We start from the raw sequence: 15,307 nt of genomic DNA, 5'->3' as shown, positions 1-15,307 counted from the left end.
CCGATCACCCGACCGGGATGACGAACGGTCTGCTCAACGAGGAAGCGACCACCCTTGTACTGGGTGACCGGCTGCTGCAAGATTTCGGGAAATCTCACCAGTTTGGTGTCCGAGGGGGGACTCGATCACTGTTGCTGGCGAGAATTCCCTTCGAAAGGGAATTCGTCATGCTGCGACCCTATCAGATTCGTTCGGTTCGAACGGGAATGCGCTGCTGTGGTGGGCGAGTGGGTGAGGTTCGCCCGTCAATGCGGCGAGGGCAGTGGCGACGTCGTGGATGGCGGCTTTGACATAGGTGGCGGTGCTGGTCGCGTGAGCCGGCCTGGTTTGAACGGAGTGGCCGGCGTATGCCTGGGCGGTGGCGTAGCCGAAGGTGCGTTCGACCCAGGTGAGGGTGGTGTGGCGGAGCCAGTGAGTGGTGATGCCGTGCCGGGCGACCCAAGGGTGGGTGCGGCCGATGCGGTTCCAGAGGCTGTCGTAGCGGCGTCGGGTGATGGGTTTTCCGTTGCGGTAGCGGAGCAGGGACGTGTCGGGTGTATCGGCGGGGCGGTGTTGGGCGTGACCGAGCAGGGCGTGCATGAGAGTGGGGGAGATAGGTTGCCAGCGGTTGGTGTCTCCCTTTTCGTGCAGGAGCACGAGATTCTGAAAAGGGTCGAGGTCAGGCTTGGTGAGGGCGAGTGCTCCGCCGCGACGGCAGGCCGTTTCGGTGTGGAGGCGGAGCAGGAGGCTGTCGAGGTGGGGGTCGGTACCGCCGGATGCGGCCGCGGTGTTGATGGCGTCGAGTTCGGTATTGGTCAGGGCGCGGCGGAGTGAAGGCTGCCGTCGGGGTTTGGGGATGGGGGCTGCGGGGTTGTCGGCGTGGTCGAGGATGTGGTCGAGCTCGGCGTGGTGGTAGAGGCTGCGGGTGGCGGCGATGAAGTGTTCGGCGGCGCTGGTGCCGCTGCGGGAGTTGCGGCGGACTTGCGCCTCGGCTTTGACGTGGGCGGTGAGGTGCAGGAATTCGGTCGGGGTCGGGTCGGCGATCGGCCGGTCGGGCCATAGGTGGAGCAGGATGTTCCAGTAGGGCTGGTAGGTGCGGCGGGCTCCTGGCGCGACGGCGTGTGCGACGCGCGGAATGTAGTCAGCGAAGGTCGGGCCCGAGCTGGGTGGTGTCGTGGAGCTGGTGAGGAGTTGTTCCGCTGAGACGCCGAGTTTGTCGATGACGAGGTGTGCGGCGGCGAGGGCGGCGTCGGTGGTCATTGCAGGCCCAAGTCCGGGTGTGATTGCAGGTGGGTGGTGACCATGGCGTCGAGCGCGGTTCGGGCGTGCGCGAGCAGGAGGTCGTATGCGGGTGCTGAGGCAAGGAGCACGATGTCGCCGGGTTGTACTCCGATTGCTCGCCTTGCTGGGTGGGGTAGCAGGACGAATTGGGTGCTTCGGACGGGCTGGGTTCCGGTCGGTGCTCTGCTGAGGGCGAGGGTGTCGGACAGTGCGGTGATGTTCAGTCGGTCGCCGACGGACCAGCCGAGATTGCTAAGCAGCGCGCGGGCGGAGATCCGGCCGGACCGGTCGATATGGCCCAGCGCGTATGCCATGGACTTGTCGGGCTCTGACGGGATGGTCGTGAGGAGCAACGGTTCATGCTGGGGCACTGCTCTGAGGCTGGGCAGGGCAAGTGCGCCGACGACCTGTTCTGCTGTCAGTTTTCGACCGGTCACGAGGTCCTCCGCAGCTGCAGTCAGGGGTGTGCCAAGGCACGCGATTTGGCCGGGGAACTTATGCGGCGGGTTACCTGCGCTGGGCTGAATCCGCTGTGTGAGTTCGATTCCCTGGGGCGGTTCGGACGACATCTACATCGGGAAAAAATGGCCTTTGAGCTGCGGGTTTCTGCGGTGGTCGGGATTGTGAGCTTCCGCCGGTCGCGCAGGGGTGAGTCGGCATGACGGCGGCGATGCGGGAGCGTGTCAGTCGTAGTCCGGAAGGAGCAGCGGTTAGGCCGTGGTCATTGTGGGTGCAGTGCGGTGCGACGGGTTTGGTGGCGGTTGGGGCTGCGTATGCGTCGTATCAGCACGGTCGGACGTTCGCGCTGCGGTTTGGTGCTGATGGGGCGACGGCGGTGATTTGGCCGTTGATCGTGGACGGGTTGCTCACGTTGGCGACGGTGGAGTTGTGGCGGGGTCAACGGGGGAGTGGACGTTCGTTGGCGTGGGCGGTGTTCTTGTTCGGTATCTCCTTGTCGTTGTGCGCGAATATCGGTGCGGCTCCGTCTTTGGGCGTGTTCGGGGTGACGGTGGCGGCTTGCCCTCCGCTTGCTCTTTTGCTTGCCGTGGAGTTGCTGAACCGGGCGTTGATGCGGTATCGGCTGGTTCCGGTGGTCGTGTCGGCGGATGTCGAGTCGGGCAGGCTGCTGGGCGAAACCGAGGCGGCCGAAGAACTGGCACTGGGACCAACGCCGCCGTGCGGTGAGCTGACTGCCGAGCAGCGGATGTGGCTGCACTACGAGCAGGAGGCAGGAATGGGTCGTCGGCCGTCGGGTGCGGAGCTGGACCGGGTGGCTGGGACACACAACTACGGGCGGCGGGTGCTCCGTCGGTGGAAAGCTGCGGGTCGTCTCGACTCGGTCGCCGAAACGTCGGCAATTGACAACAGCGCGGGGGCGAGCGGCTTCATCGAAAGGGCGTTCGGCGCACATGCCGGGGCAGGAGGTACTTGCACGGAATCCCTGCGGTGAGCCGTCGGCGATGACGCATGTCAGCGTCGGCGACTCCGGGTAGCGGTCGGGTGCGCCGCCGTGAATTCGATCGCTGAACCCGCTGGTTAAGAGTCCACGGTTTGACCTGTCGGGTGGTGTCGAGTGATGTCAGGCAAGACCTTTTCGTCTGGTCGCAAGGTGCTTGCGGTGTCGTGGTGTGTCGGCCGGTGTCGTCATGTGGCGAAGGTCTCGGGCTCGCCTCGGGCTCGCAAATGCCGGGTTGTGTCGTCTGGTTCGGTCCTGGTCTGGCGCGGCGTCGTGTGGTGGTCGGCGTGACAGGGTCGGGTGCTCGGCGTGATCCGGTCGTCGCGGCGGTGAGTGTCATGGTGGGAGTCGTTGTCGGGCTGACGTTCACGTTCGGTTTTGGGAATGTGCTGGTGCTTGGTCTTCGGCTGGGCGCGCCGGTGTGGGTGGCTCCGTTGGTCGCGCCGGCGGTGGATGTGACGGTGGTGGCGTTGCTGGTCGCGATTCGACGGTTGTCGGGGTGCGGAGGGTTGTGCGCGGGCATGCGGTCGGCGCGGTGGCTGTTGGTTGGCACGAGTGTGGGGACATTGGCGCTCACCGTGGCCGAGCCGCTGGTCGCCGGCGATGTCGGCAAAGCGCTGTTCGACGCGGTGAGGTCGCGACTGGTGGGACACCGAACTGGGACCACCCCCGCTCGCGCGGGGAGAACGCAGGCGGTCAGGAATGGCCGCCGCTGGCCGTCGGACCACCCCCACTCGTGCGGGGAGAACGTCGTCACCATCCGGGCCTGGCGTCGGCGGGGGACCACTCTCGCTCGCGCAGGGGAGAACGAAGCCGTTTCGCAACCGGCCTAATCGATGATCGGACCACCCCAACTCGTGCGGGGAGCGTCGCCAGCCAACCACGTGCTACGTGTGGCGCTGAGGGAACAGCAGATCGGCTCGGTCATCGTCGAAAGTGCGTCACCCTCTGGCTCGGCGAACCGCGACGAAAGCGTTTTCGAACAGCCAGACCTCCTTGACCTCCTCCGGTTCTCCCGGCGGCCCAATCGGCATGTGACCTTCGGCCGTGTTGCCTCGCGACGCAGAAGGCGCTGCGGGGCGTTGTGAAGACCGCTGGCAGCCCCGTATCGGTTCGCGGATCGGTTCCGACTGGATGCGAGGGGCTGCATTGTCGTTTGGCGCGGCCGTTGGTCGCAGTGCGACCCCCTTGCAGACTAGTTAGATTGAATACTGGAGACTTTCCAACAATTGGCTCGTGTGGCGAGGAATCCCCGCTGGTGTCGGTTTTATTCGTATTGCCCTATAGGTTACTTTCTTCTGTTTAAAGCGGCCACGGTCACGATTTGTCGAATACGCCACTTGGCCTATTTCTTTGGTTAACGCTGTTTGGCAAAGTCATCTCGGGTTCGTCGGGGACCCAGCAGGTTGGCTGGTTGTTCTTGACGTGGGGGATCTCGTGCGTTCATTTGGTGTGCGCTGGCGCGCTGTTCTTGTCGCTGCCGCGGTCTCGGTGAGTACGGTGGCCGTGGTTCAGCCGGCTCTTGCCGCTCCGGCCGCGAATGTTCCGGATTCTGCCCCGGATGAAACGGCGGCGACGGCGTATGCCCGGGCGGGCGACAAGCAGGTCGAAGTCGCTTCTGAGACCACGGAGACGTCCAAGACGGTCGCGAACCCGGACGGTTCGTGGTCGTTGACCCAGTATGTGCATCCCGTGCGGGTCAAGCAGGGGAGCAATTGGGTCCCGATCGACACGACTCTGGTGCGGAGAACTGACGGTTCGATCGGCCCGAAGGCCGTCACCGTGGACGTCAGCCTCAACCCGGGCGGCAGCGGTTCGGCGGCGAAACCGATTGTCCAGGCCGGCGAGAAAGACACCGCGGTCGGTCTGAAGTGGACCGCTGACCTCCCGGCCCCTTCGCTGTCCGGTGACACCGCCACCTACTCCGAGGTCCTTCCCGGTGTCGACCTGACCGTGAAGGCCGCGACGGAGGGATACACCGAGAACCTCGTCATCAAGACTCCCGAGGCGGCCAAGAATCCGCAGCTGCGGGAAGTGCCGTTCGGGCTTTACACGCACAACGCCACCGTTTCCGTGAAGAAAGGCGACGGCCGCGGCACCCCGGCCCAAGCCGCGCCCACCAACGGGCTTGAGGTCAAGAACTCCAGCGGCGACGTCGTGTTCGCCGGTGACGCGTCGAGGATGTGGGACTCCTCCGGTGCGGGCTCGGCCGCTGAGCAGCACCTGGGTGAGGGCGGCGGACGGCGCGAAGCGGTGATGGATTTCGCGCTCACGCCGGACAAGGTGACGATCAGCCCCAACGAGGCGTTCCTCGCCGACCCGAAGACGAAGTACCCGGTGTCCCTCGACCCGGACAACTGGTGCACGTCCTGCGGCATCCAGTCGCACGTCGTGGTGCAGTCGGGGTACCCGGACGCGCACAACTGGAACGCGTCGACCGGGGACCTGTCGAACCTGAAGGCCGGGTACGAGGACTACGACAACGCGCGGACGTCGCGGTCGTACATCCAGATGAACACCTCGGTCCTCGGCGGCAAGGTGATCAAGTCCGCGACCCTGAACACGACGATCCAGCACAGCTACAGCTGCAGTCCCCAGCCGACCGGCCTGTGGGTCTCGAACCCGGCCGACCCGGGCACGACCTGGAACCTGCAGCCGGGCTGGTCGTACTGGGTGTCGGACATGAACGTCGCGAACTGCCACGACGACTCCAACGTCGTCGGCCAGTTCAACGCGCTTCGGGCAGCGCAGGACGCGGCAGCGAACTACTGGCAGAGCACGTGGTTCGTGCTCGCGGCGCGGGACGAGGGCACCACCGCGGCATGGCGCCGGTTCGACCTGAACCCGTATTTCCAGGTGGATTACAACTCCCGCCCGAACGCGCCGTGGAACCTGACGATGCAGCACGGCACCTCGAAATGCGTCCAGGGCGAGAACCGGCCGTGGGTGGCGACGAAGACGCCGCAGCTGGCCGGATCGGTGTCCGACCCCGACGGCGGCACGCTGTTCGCCGGGTTCGCGGTGGGTGCCGGGACGGCGGGCCACAGCACGAACGTCCATGACAACGGCGGCAATCTCGTGACGGTCGGCACGCCGGGGCCGAACCAGGCGGCGACCGCGCAGTTCGCGGCGGTGCCCGGCGGGTGGATCGCCGGGGACGGGATCTACAACTGGTCGATGCAGGTCAGTGACGGCGAGCTGGCGTCGGCCTGGGTGGGCAGTTGCGAGTTCACCGTCGACTCGACGGTGCCGCGGGCGCCGTCGGTGCGCATGACCGGCACGGTGCCCGACCACCAGAACGACAGTGTGCATTTCGGCGTCTCGGTGGACATGGCCACGCCAGGGTTTTATGACATCGGCCGTTTCATCTACACCACCGACGGTTCCGAGCCGCAGCCGCAAGGATCGCCCAGCGTCACCGCCACCCGGGGCACGGACGCGAACGGCAATCCGATCGCGACGGCTGACCTGTCCGCGTTGGCGATCAACGGCAACCAGAACTACATCAAGGTCAAGGCGGTGAACAAAGCGGGCACCCCGGGCCCGGACGCCACCTGCCTGGCCAGCGGCAACCTCGAGGCCGCTTCGTGTTCCTTCCATGTGTTGCCCTTCACCCCGTCCGTCGGCTTGGCGGGAGCGTGGCCGTTCGACGAGATGGGCGGCCGGGTGTTGGCCGACACTGCGAACACGACGCCGGACAACGGCGGCCTGGCCGTGCACACCGCGAGCCTGAACGGCGGCGGCGACTGGGTCGCCGGTTACGACCACGGCAATGCGTGGACCCATCCCGACACCGGCGGCTACAGCGAAGGCGCCAAGGGTGCGCTGACCCTGGACGGTTCCAGCGGTTACGTCAACACGAACGGTCCGGTGCTGGACACGACGAAGTCGTTCAGCGTGGGAGCGTGGGTCAAGCTGGCCAACACCAACGGTTTCCAGACCGTGGTCTCCCAGGACGGGAACCAGGGCAGCGGGTTCTACCTGCAGTACGCCAAGGACGACAACGCGTGGGTGTTCAGCATGCTGTCCGCCGACCAGGCGAATTCCGGACCGGTCCGGGCGAAGGCGACGAAGCCGCCGGTGCTTGGGGTCTGGACTCACATCGCCGGCACCTACGACGCTTCGACCGGCACGATGACGCTCTACGTCGACGGCGTCAAGCAGACCACCAATGTCATCAAGAGCTGGGTTTCCTCCGGAAACCTCGTGATCGGCGCGGGCAAGTACAACGGGGCACGGGCCGACTTCCTCGCGGGACAGGTGGACGACGTGCAGGCGTGGCAGCGAGTGCTGTCCGCGCAGGACGCGCACGACCTGGCCAACGCCGCGGCCCCACTGGCGAAATACGGCCTGGCGGAAGGCTGCACCGACGTCCTCGGCACGACTGTCCGGTCGCTGCAAGGCAATTGGGCGCTCGACGAGGGCACGGGCAGCACCGCCAACGACTCGAGCACGTTCGGCAACACCATGACCCTCAACGGGGGCTATGGCTGGACGACCGGCAAGACCGCGGGCGCTGTCCACTTCGACGGAGCAACCGGCTACGGCTCCGCCGCTCCGGCAGTGGACACAGCGAAGTCGTTCACCGTGTCCGCGTGGGCGAAGCTGGACGACGCGAACGGCTACTACACGCTGTTCACCCAGGGCGGGAAGCACGCGGCCGCGTTCCAGTTGCGGTACTCGCCCGACGTCAACCGGTGGGTTTTCGGAATGACGACGGCTGATGACGACACCGTCGACAACTACCACTGGGCGCTGGGGAACCAGCCGCCTCAGGTCGGGACCTGGACGCTGCTGACCGGGGTCTTCGACCAGACGTCGATGCGCGTCCGGTTGTACGTCAACGGAAAACTCGAGGGACAGAACACGCTTCCCACCGCCTGGAGCGCCACGGACGCCTTCACGGTCGGGTCGAACCTCGGTGCCGGGAACTTCTTCAAGGGCTCGGTCGATCAGGTTCAGGCGTGGAGCCAGGTCCTGACCGACGACCAGGTCGCGTCGCTCTACGGCCACCGCTATTTCGACACGATCAGCAGAGCGACCGGAACCGGTTCCGGCGGCGTCAGCCTCGCGTCGAGCGACAATGCGTGCGCCGCGCGGTTCGACGTATCCGGCACGGGACAGATCGACGCGGGCCGGCCGGTGAACCTGCGCACGGAGAAGTCCTACACCGTCGAGGCGTGGGCCTACCACTCCTGGACTGCCGGTGACGTCGCCGCCCACGGCGCGATCGATACCAGCGGGCGCGCGGTGGTGGGGATGGACGACGTGCAGTTCTCCGCGGAATTGCTCGGCTACCACAGCCTGCCGGACGCCAACGGTGTTCAGCATCCTAAGTGGACGATGCTGATCAGTTCGTCGGCAACGGGCAACGGGGCGTGGTGGGCGGTCAGCGACGCCGACGCCGTCGACAACACCTGGGCTCATCTCTCCGCCACGTACGACGCTTCCACCGGCACGATGGCCTTCTACGTCAACGGCGTGAAACAGAACACCTACCTGAACACGAGCGGCGGCCAAGGCGTCGTCAGCCGTCCCAGCACCGGTGACCTGTTCATCGGGCGAGGCGTGTGGAACGGGACGCGGTCCGATCAATGGTATGGCGGTGTGGCCGGAGTGCGGGTGTACCAAGGCCTCCGCACCGCCAAGGATCTCGTCGAGGACGCAAAAACGGATGATCCCGGCGTGACCTTCGGCCTCCGAAACCTGTAGTCGATCAACGGCCTTTCTTCTTTTTCGTGTTGCACCTGTGCAGACAAGGGTGATGAGCATCATGACCGGCTCGGGACGGGCTTTTCGGATCAAGAGATGGTCGCGTGTGACGGCTGTCGTGATCGCCGCGATCATGCTGGCGTCGAGCCAGGACGCGGTCGCGGCACCGACCGGCTGGCACGGGCTGGGCTGGGACTTGCCCGCGCTGCAAGCCGAGCGCTCGGTGAAGGGCACGGAGGTCAAGGCGCTCTCCGGCAACGCGCCGGCGAAAACCGCGTCGGCGCCCGTCCCGGCAGTGCATTGGCCCGCAGCGGGCAAGGCGCAGGTCGATCTTCCGGCCACCGCGCAGGGCGGCGCGTCGCCGAAGAAGCTGGCGGCGGGGAATCAGGTGTCGGTGACCCGCGGGCACGGCCGCGACAGCCGGACCGGCGCCTACAGCGCGACGGCACCCAGCTCGCCGCAGAAACACGACGCGGCCCGGGTCGAGGTCAGCACGGTCGATCACACGGTGGCCGACAAGGCGGGCATCCGCGGCACGTTGGTGCAGGTCGCCCCGGTGTCGGGAGACACGTCCGGACCGGTCGAGGTCGTCCTGGACTACCGGTCGTTCGCCGGGGCCTACGGCGCTGATTTCGGACGTCGACTGCGGTTCGTGCAGTACCCCTCCTGTGTGGTGAGCACGCCCGAGAAACCCGAGTGCCGCACCGGAACACCCGTCGTGTCAGCCAATGATGCGAAAGCCGGGCAGCTCGCTGGCGAAGTCGCCCTCGCTCCGACTGCGACGGTGCTCGCGGCCACCCCGGACACCTCCAGCGGCGGCGGCGATTTCAAGGTGACGAAGCTGTCCCCGGCCGGGTCGTGGACCGCGGGGGAGCCTTCGGGCGAATTCAACTACTCGTACCCGCTTTCCGCCCCGGCGGGCCCGGGCGGTCCGGCTCCGTCGGTGTCGTTGCAGTACTCCTCCGGGGCCGTGGACGGCCTGACGTCGGCGACGAACAACCAGGCGTCGGAAATCGGCGACGGCTGGAGCGTGAACGGCGGCGGATACGTCGAGCGGTCCTACAAGTCCTGCTCCGAAGACCTGGGCGGCAACAACGGGCAGACCAAAACCGGCGACCTGTGCTGGGCGACCGACAACGCGAGGCTGTCCCTGGCAGGCAGAACGACCGAACTGGTGAAGGACACCGCCACCGGTGCCTGGCGTCTGCGGACGGACGACGGTTCGCGCGTGGAGAAGGTGACCGGTGCGAGCAACGGCGCTCAAGGCGGCGAGCACTGGAAGGTCACTACGGTCGACGGCACCCAGTACTTCTTCGGTCTCAACCACTTGCCGGGCTGGCAGGCGGGCAATCCCGAAACGCAGTCCACCTGGACCGAGCCGGTTTTCGGCAACAACCCCGGCGAACCCTGCAACGCGGCGACGTTCGCCGCGTCGTGGTGTCAGCAGGCGTGGCGCTGGAATCTCGACTACGTCGTCGATCCGCGCGGAAACGCGATGACGTTCTACTACCAGCCAGAAACCAACTACTACGGGCTGAACCTGAACACCACCAGCCCCGGCACCCCGTACGTGCGCGGCGGCTACCTGCAACGGATCGAGTACGGCTTCAACACCCGCGTCGCGGGCCTGTTCACGCACGCGCCCGCGCAGATCGTGTTCGACACGACCGAACGCTGCCTGCCCGGCGGCGCGATCACCTGTGATCCGGCCCAGCTCACCACCGCCAACGCGGCGTCGTGGCCGGACGTGCCCGCCGACCAGCTGTGCGCGCAAGGCGCGAACTGCACCAACGTGTCGCCCGCGTTCTTCTCCCGCCGCCGCATCACCGCCATCAGCACGCAAGTCACCGACGGCGGAACCGGCTGGAAGACCGCGAACCAGTGGACGCTGGCCCAGTCCTTCCCCGCCAGCGGCGACGGCTCCAGCCCGGCGATGTGGCTGGACTCGATCACCCAGACCGGGAAAGCCGGCGGCTCGATCAGCCTGCCGCCGGTGACCTTCCACCCCAAGGCCCTGGCGAACCGGGTCGACGCGAGCAACAACTACACCGCGCTGACCCGCAACCGGATCGACGCCGTCACCAACGAAGAGGGCGGCGTCACCGCGGTCAAATACGCCGACCCGCAGTGCGTCCCCGGCAAAACCATGCCGGCGAACCCGGAGACGAACACGCTGGCCTGCTACCCGACGTACTGGACACCGGGCGGCGCAACCGAGCCGGTGCTGGACTGGTTCAACAAGTACCTGGTCACCGACGTCACCGAAGACGGCCGCACCACGCTGTCGCAGCAAACCCTGACCCACTACGACTACGTCGGCGGCGGCGCCTGGCACTACGACGAAAACTACCTCGCCGACCCGAAAAACCGCACCTGGTCGCTGTGGCGCGGCTACGGCACGGTGAAGACCACCGTCGGGCAGGCCACCAGCGATCCGTCCGGACCTCCCACGGTCACCCAGACCCTGTACCTGCGCGGGATGGACGGCGACACCTTGCCCGGGGGCGGCAAGCGGAGCGTGTCGATGACCGACAGCCTCGGCGAGACCATCCCCGACAGCAAGCCGGTGCCCGGTTTCAAGCGGGAATCCCAGACCTACCTCGACGGCAAGCTCATCGCCACCACGATCGACGACCCGTGGATCTCCGCGCCGAGCGCGACGAACGCCGACGGCACCCAAGCCTTCTACACCGGCACCGGAACCACCCGCACCCGCACGTGGATCGCCGCGGCCAACAACTGGCGCACCACCCGCACGAGCACCAGCTTCGGGAACTACGGGCTGGCCACCCAGGTCGAAAAAGACGGCGACATCGCCGATCCGAACCAGGCCACGTGCACCCGCAGCACCTACAGCCAGAACACCGCGGCGTGGCTGATCAACTACGTCAGCCAGGTCCAGACGAGCGCCGGCACCTGCGCCACGCCCGCCGGCAGCGCCACCATCGTGTCCGACACCCGGTCCTATTTCGACCGCCAGCCGTTCGGTGCCGTGCCCACGGCGGGCAACGTCACCCAGACCGACACGGTCGACTCCTGGCCGGCCGACGGCGCGGAACACTTCCTGTCCCCGGCCACTCGCACCGACTTCGATAATTACGGCCGCGCCGTGTCCGCGACCGACGCGCTGGGCCTGACCACCACGACGGCCTTCACTCCGGCCACCGGCGGCCCCGTCACCCAGATCGTGACCACCACCCCGCAGGTCAGCGGCACCGATACGACCAAGTTCACCTCGACCCGGTACCTGGACCCGATCACCGGCGCGATCGCCGCCGCGGTCGACCACAGCGGGCTGCGCACCGACGCGGCGTACGACGCTCTCGGCCGGCTCACCGGCGTGTGGCCGCCGGGACACAGCAAGAGCGCCAACGCTCCGGCCAAAACCACCTACGCCTACACGGTCAGCAACACCGGCCCCAGTGTCGTCGCCACGAACACGCTGCTGTCCAGCAGCAAATACGCGACGAGCTACGCGCTGGTCGACGGACTGGGCCGCACCGTGCAAACACAGGCCCCGACGTCGTATTCGCAAGGCGGGCGCGTCGTCACGGACTCCTACTATGGCTCGCACGGCCAGGTGTGGAAAACCCACGACGCCTACTGGAACGGCGATTCCGGGCCCGTCGGCACCCTGTTGACGGTCACGGACAACACCGTCCCGAGCACGACGGTGTCCACGTTCGACAGTGCCGGACGCGCGACAGCGTCGGCTTACCAGCTGTACGGCGTCGAGCAATGGCGCGCCACCACCGCCTACGACGGCGACCGCACCACCTCGATCCCGCCCCGCGGCGGCACGGCCAGCAGCGTCGTCACCAACGGCCTGGGGCAGAAAGTCCAGCTGGCGCAATACAAAGACCCCGCCCACACCAACCCCGGCGATCCGGCCGATGTCACCAGCTACGCCTACACTCCCTCCGGTCAACTGGCCTCGACCACCGACTCCACCGGGCACAACACCTGGAAGACCGGCTACGACCTGCTCGGCCGGAAAACGTCCGCCACGGACCCGGACACCGGCCTCAGCCAGTACACCTACGACAACGGCGGACGGATGCTGACCAGCACCGACGCCAGCGGCCGCACCCTGGCCTACACCTACGACAACCTCGGCCGCAAAACCGCCGAATACCAGGGTTCCCCCAGCGGAACCAAGCTGGCGTCGTGGACGTACGACACGCTGCTGAAGGACAAGCCCACCAGCTCCCGCCGCTACGCCGACGGCAAGACCTACACCAACACCATCGGCTCCTACGACAACGCCGGCCGGGTCGCCAGTTCCTGGTTCACCGTCCCGCTCGCCGAAACCGGATTCGGCGGCAACTACTCGTTCTCCTGGCGTTACGACCCGCTCAGCGATGTCCTGCGTTCCTTCGGCAGCCCGGCGCAAGGCGGTTTGCCCGACGAGTCCATGCTGACCGGCTACGACGCGCTGGACCAGCCCGTCACCTTGCAGGACGCGGCAGACAACGGCACCGGCACCCTGCTGGTCTCCGAGACCGACTACAACCCCTACGGGCAGGTGCTGCGCACCAACTACCAGGACCCGACCCTGCCCAACCAGATCGCGGTCACCCACACCTACGCCGACGGCACCAACCGGCTGGCTACGACCCTGGCCGAACGCGCGACCAAGACGAACTTCATGATCGCCAACCGGTTCTACGGCTACGACCCGGCCGGCAACAACACTTCCATCGCCGACACTCCCCAAGACGCCCAGTCCGACACCCAGTGCTTCAGCTACGACTATCTCCAGCGCCTCACCGAGGCGTTCACTCCCGCCGCGGGCGGCTGCGCCACCACCCCGAGCGCCACGGGCCTGGGCGGGGCCGCGCCGTACTGGACCTCGTGGACGTACGACTCCACCGGCAACCGCCTCACCCAAACCCAGCACGGCGCCGCCGGGGACACGACGTCGAAATCGACCTACCCCAACGCCGGACAGCCGCAACCGCACGCGATCCAGGCACTGGACACCACCGGCCCCAACGGCAGCAGCCACTCCGCCTACACCTACGACCCCTCCGGCCGCACCCTCACCCAAGGCCCCGCCGGCGCGGGACAGACCTTCACCTACGACGCCGAAGGCCACATCGCCACCGCCACCGACGCCAGCGGCAAGGTCTCCAGCTACACCTACGACGCCGACGGCAACCTCCTGCTCACCAAGGACCCGACCGGCACCACCCTGAAACTCAACGACCTGGAACTGTTCCGCGGCACCGGAACCTCCACCACGGTCGGGACCAGGTTCTACACGTTCAACGGCGCACCCGTCGCCGAACGCGACGCCAACGCCGGCCTGACGTGGTCGATGACCGACACCCAGAACACCGCCTACGCCACCGTCAAAGCCGACACCCTCGCCGTCACCCAACGCTGGCAGGACCCCTACGGCGTCTCCCGCGGCCCGGCCCCCTCCCTCTGGCCGGACAAACACGGCTACCTGGGCGGATACCGCAACACCACCGGCCTGACCCACCTCGGCGCCCGCGAGTACGACCCGGCGCTCGGCCGCTTCACCACCGTCGACCCGGTGCTCAAGACCGACGACCCGCAGCAGATGAACGGCTACTCCTACGCCAACGACAACCCGGTCGGACTGACCGACCCCTCCGGCCTCTGCCCCGGCGTCCCCGACGGCGCGTGCCGCCGGCCCGACGGCTCGATCGGCGGCGGCGACGCTTGCCGCAACGGCGGCTGGAGCTGCGACGTGCCAACCAACAACACTTGTGGTTGCCGGGCGGCCCAGCAGCACCCTGCCAACCACGGCGCTCCCGCGTCGTCCGGCGGGCACCGCCAGGCCGCGCCCAAGCAGCACGGCGCCTCAGGCGGCGGTGGGTCCGACGGCGGTGGCGAGAAGAAGAGCGAGGGAAACTGGTTCACGAACGCACTGAGTGACATCGGGGAAACCCTCTATGAGGCCTCCGGGTTGAAGGACGTCGTGGACGGCTGCTTCCGCGATCCCGAAGTCGTCGGGTGCATCAAGGGCGTGCTCGAGGTCGGGGTGGTGCTCGTCCCCGGCGGCGCCGCGGTCAGAGGCACCGAAGTCGCCGTCGCCGGCGGTGTTCGCCTCATCGAAGGCGAGGTCAGTGCGGAAAGCCGTGCTGTCGCCGAAGACCTCGTGGTGGGTTGCAACAGTTTCGCCGGATCCACCTCGGTCCTCATGGCGGACGGAACGATGAAACCGATCGAGCAGGTGAAGGTGGGCGACAAGGTCCGCAACGCCCAACCCGACAACTCCAAGACCGAGATCCACACCGTCACGGCCCTGCACATCACCGACACCGACCGCGACTTCGTCGACGTCGCCATCGCCACTCCCAGCGGCCCGAAGAAGATCACCAGCACCGCGCACCACCGCTGGTGGGACGCCACCACCCATAGCTGGACCGACGCCGCCGATCTCCGTCCAGGCGACCTCCTCGACGTGCCTGGCAACGGCCACGCCGCTGTCCAGACCATCAACCGCTATACCAGCAGTTTCCGCACCTACAACCTCACCATCGCCACCACCCACACCTACTACGTGCTCGCTGGCAACGTGCCGGTGCTCGTGCATAACTGCGGGGGACCGGTTACTCTTTCTGATGCGCAACGCGACTTGCATGTGGTTCCCCGGCACGCGCCCGGCTCGCCGGCCGACGGAAGTAAATTCAGCGAATCGATCGATACTGAAGACTACGAAGCGATCGCTAACGAGGCGGTCAGCGGCTCACCTCATCCCACTAGGTTCGACCCTAAGACTGGAAATCATGCACACGAACACGATTTCGGCCCGGAAAGAGTTGTCGGCGAGAACGGCGAGACCCGAGTTCGCGTGTGGGTGGATTCGGCCGGAAATGTCCAAACCGTGCACCCGATAAGGTGACT

5 protein-coding genes are annotated in these 15,307 nt (G+C 66.9%); 3 read left to right on the top strand and 2 right to left on the bottom strand.

Annotated features, from left to right (window positions below):
- Positions 1-165 precede the first annotated feature (165 nt).
- Entirely contained in the window at positions 166-1,239 is a 1,074-nt protein-coding gene (locus ACZ7SW_RS09320) for a tyrosine-type recombinase/integrase (RefSeq protein ID WP_470229890.1), read from the bottom strand.
- Positions 1,236-1,697 (bottom strand): hypothetical protein, encoded by a 462-nt coding sequence (locus tag ACZ7SW_RS09315; RefSeq protein WP_470229889.1) that lies wholly within the window; start codon positions 1,695-1,697, stop codon positions 1,236-1,238. The genes ACZ7SW_RS09320 and ACZ7SW_RS09315 overlap by 4 nt, the downstream gene beginning before the upstream one ends.
- Positions 1,698-1,918: 221 nt before the next feature.
- Here ACZ7SW_RS09315 and ACZ7SW_RS09310 point away from each other — a divergent pair, with 221 nt between their 5' ends.
- The 3 genes from ACZ7SW_RS09310 (at position 1,919) to ACZ7SW_RS09300 (ending at position 15,305) form a co-directional block, all read left to right on the top strand.
- Positions 1,919-2,710 carry a DUF2637 domain-containing protein gene (locus tag ACZ7SW_RS09310; protein ID WP_470229888.1) on the top strand — a complete coding sequence of 264 codons (792 nt, stop codon included), beginning with the start codon at positions 1,919-1,921 and terminating at the stop codon, positions 2,708-2,710.
- A gap of 1,506 nt (positions 2,711-4,216) precedes the next feature.
- Positions 4,217-8,428, top strand: coding sequence for a LamG-like jellyroll fold domain-containing protein (locus ACZ7SW_RS09305; protein WP_470229887.1), 4,212 nt, complete (start codon positions 4,217-4,219; stop codon positions 8,426-8,428).
- A gap of 106 nt (positions 8,429-8,534) precedes the next feature.
- On the top strand, positions 8,535-15,305 hold the full coding sequence (locus ACZ7SW_RS09300; protein ID WP_470229886.1) for an RHS repeat-associated core domain-containing protein: 6,771 nt from the start codon (positions 8,535-8,537) through the stop codon (positions 15,303-15,305).
- Positions 15,306-15,307 lie beyond the last annotated feature (2 nt).

The sequence above is a fragment of the Amycolatopsis sp. NPDC114484 genome (assembly GCF_055633755.1).
Note: the sequence above shows the minus strand (reverse complement) of the source record. Positions and strands in the feature narration are given on the sequence as shown.

Excerpts from the sequence above, each read along its gene's own strand:
- ACZ7SW_RS09320 (WP_470229890.1), bottom strand. The coding sequence starts at position 1,239 with ATGACCACCGACGCCGCCCTCGCCGCCGCACACCTCGTCATCGACAAA.
- ACZ7SW_RS09310 (WP_470229888.1), top strand. The coding sequence starts at position 1,919 with ATGACGGCGGCGATGCGGGAGCGTGTCAGTCGTAGTCCGGAAGGAGCA.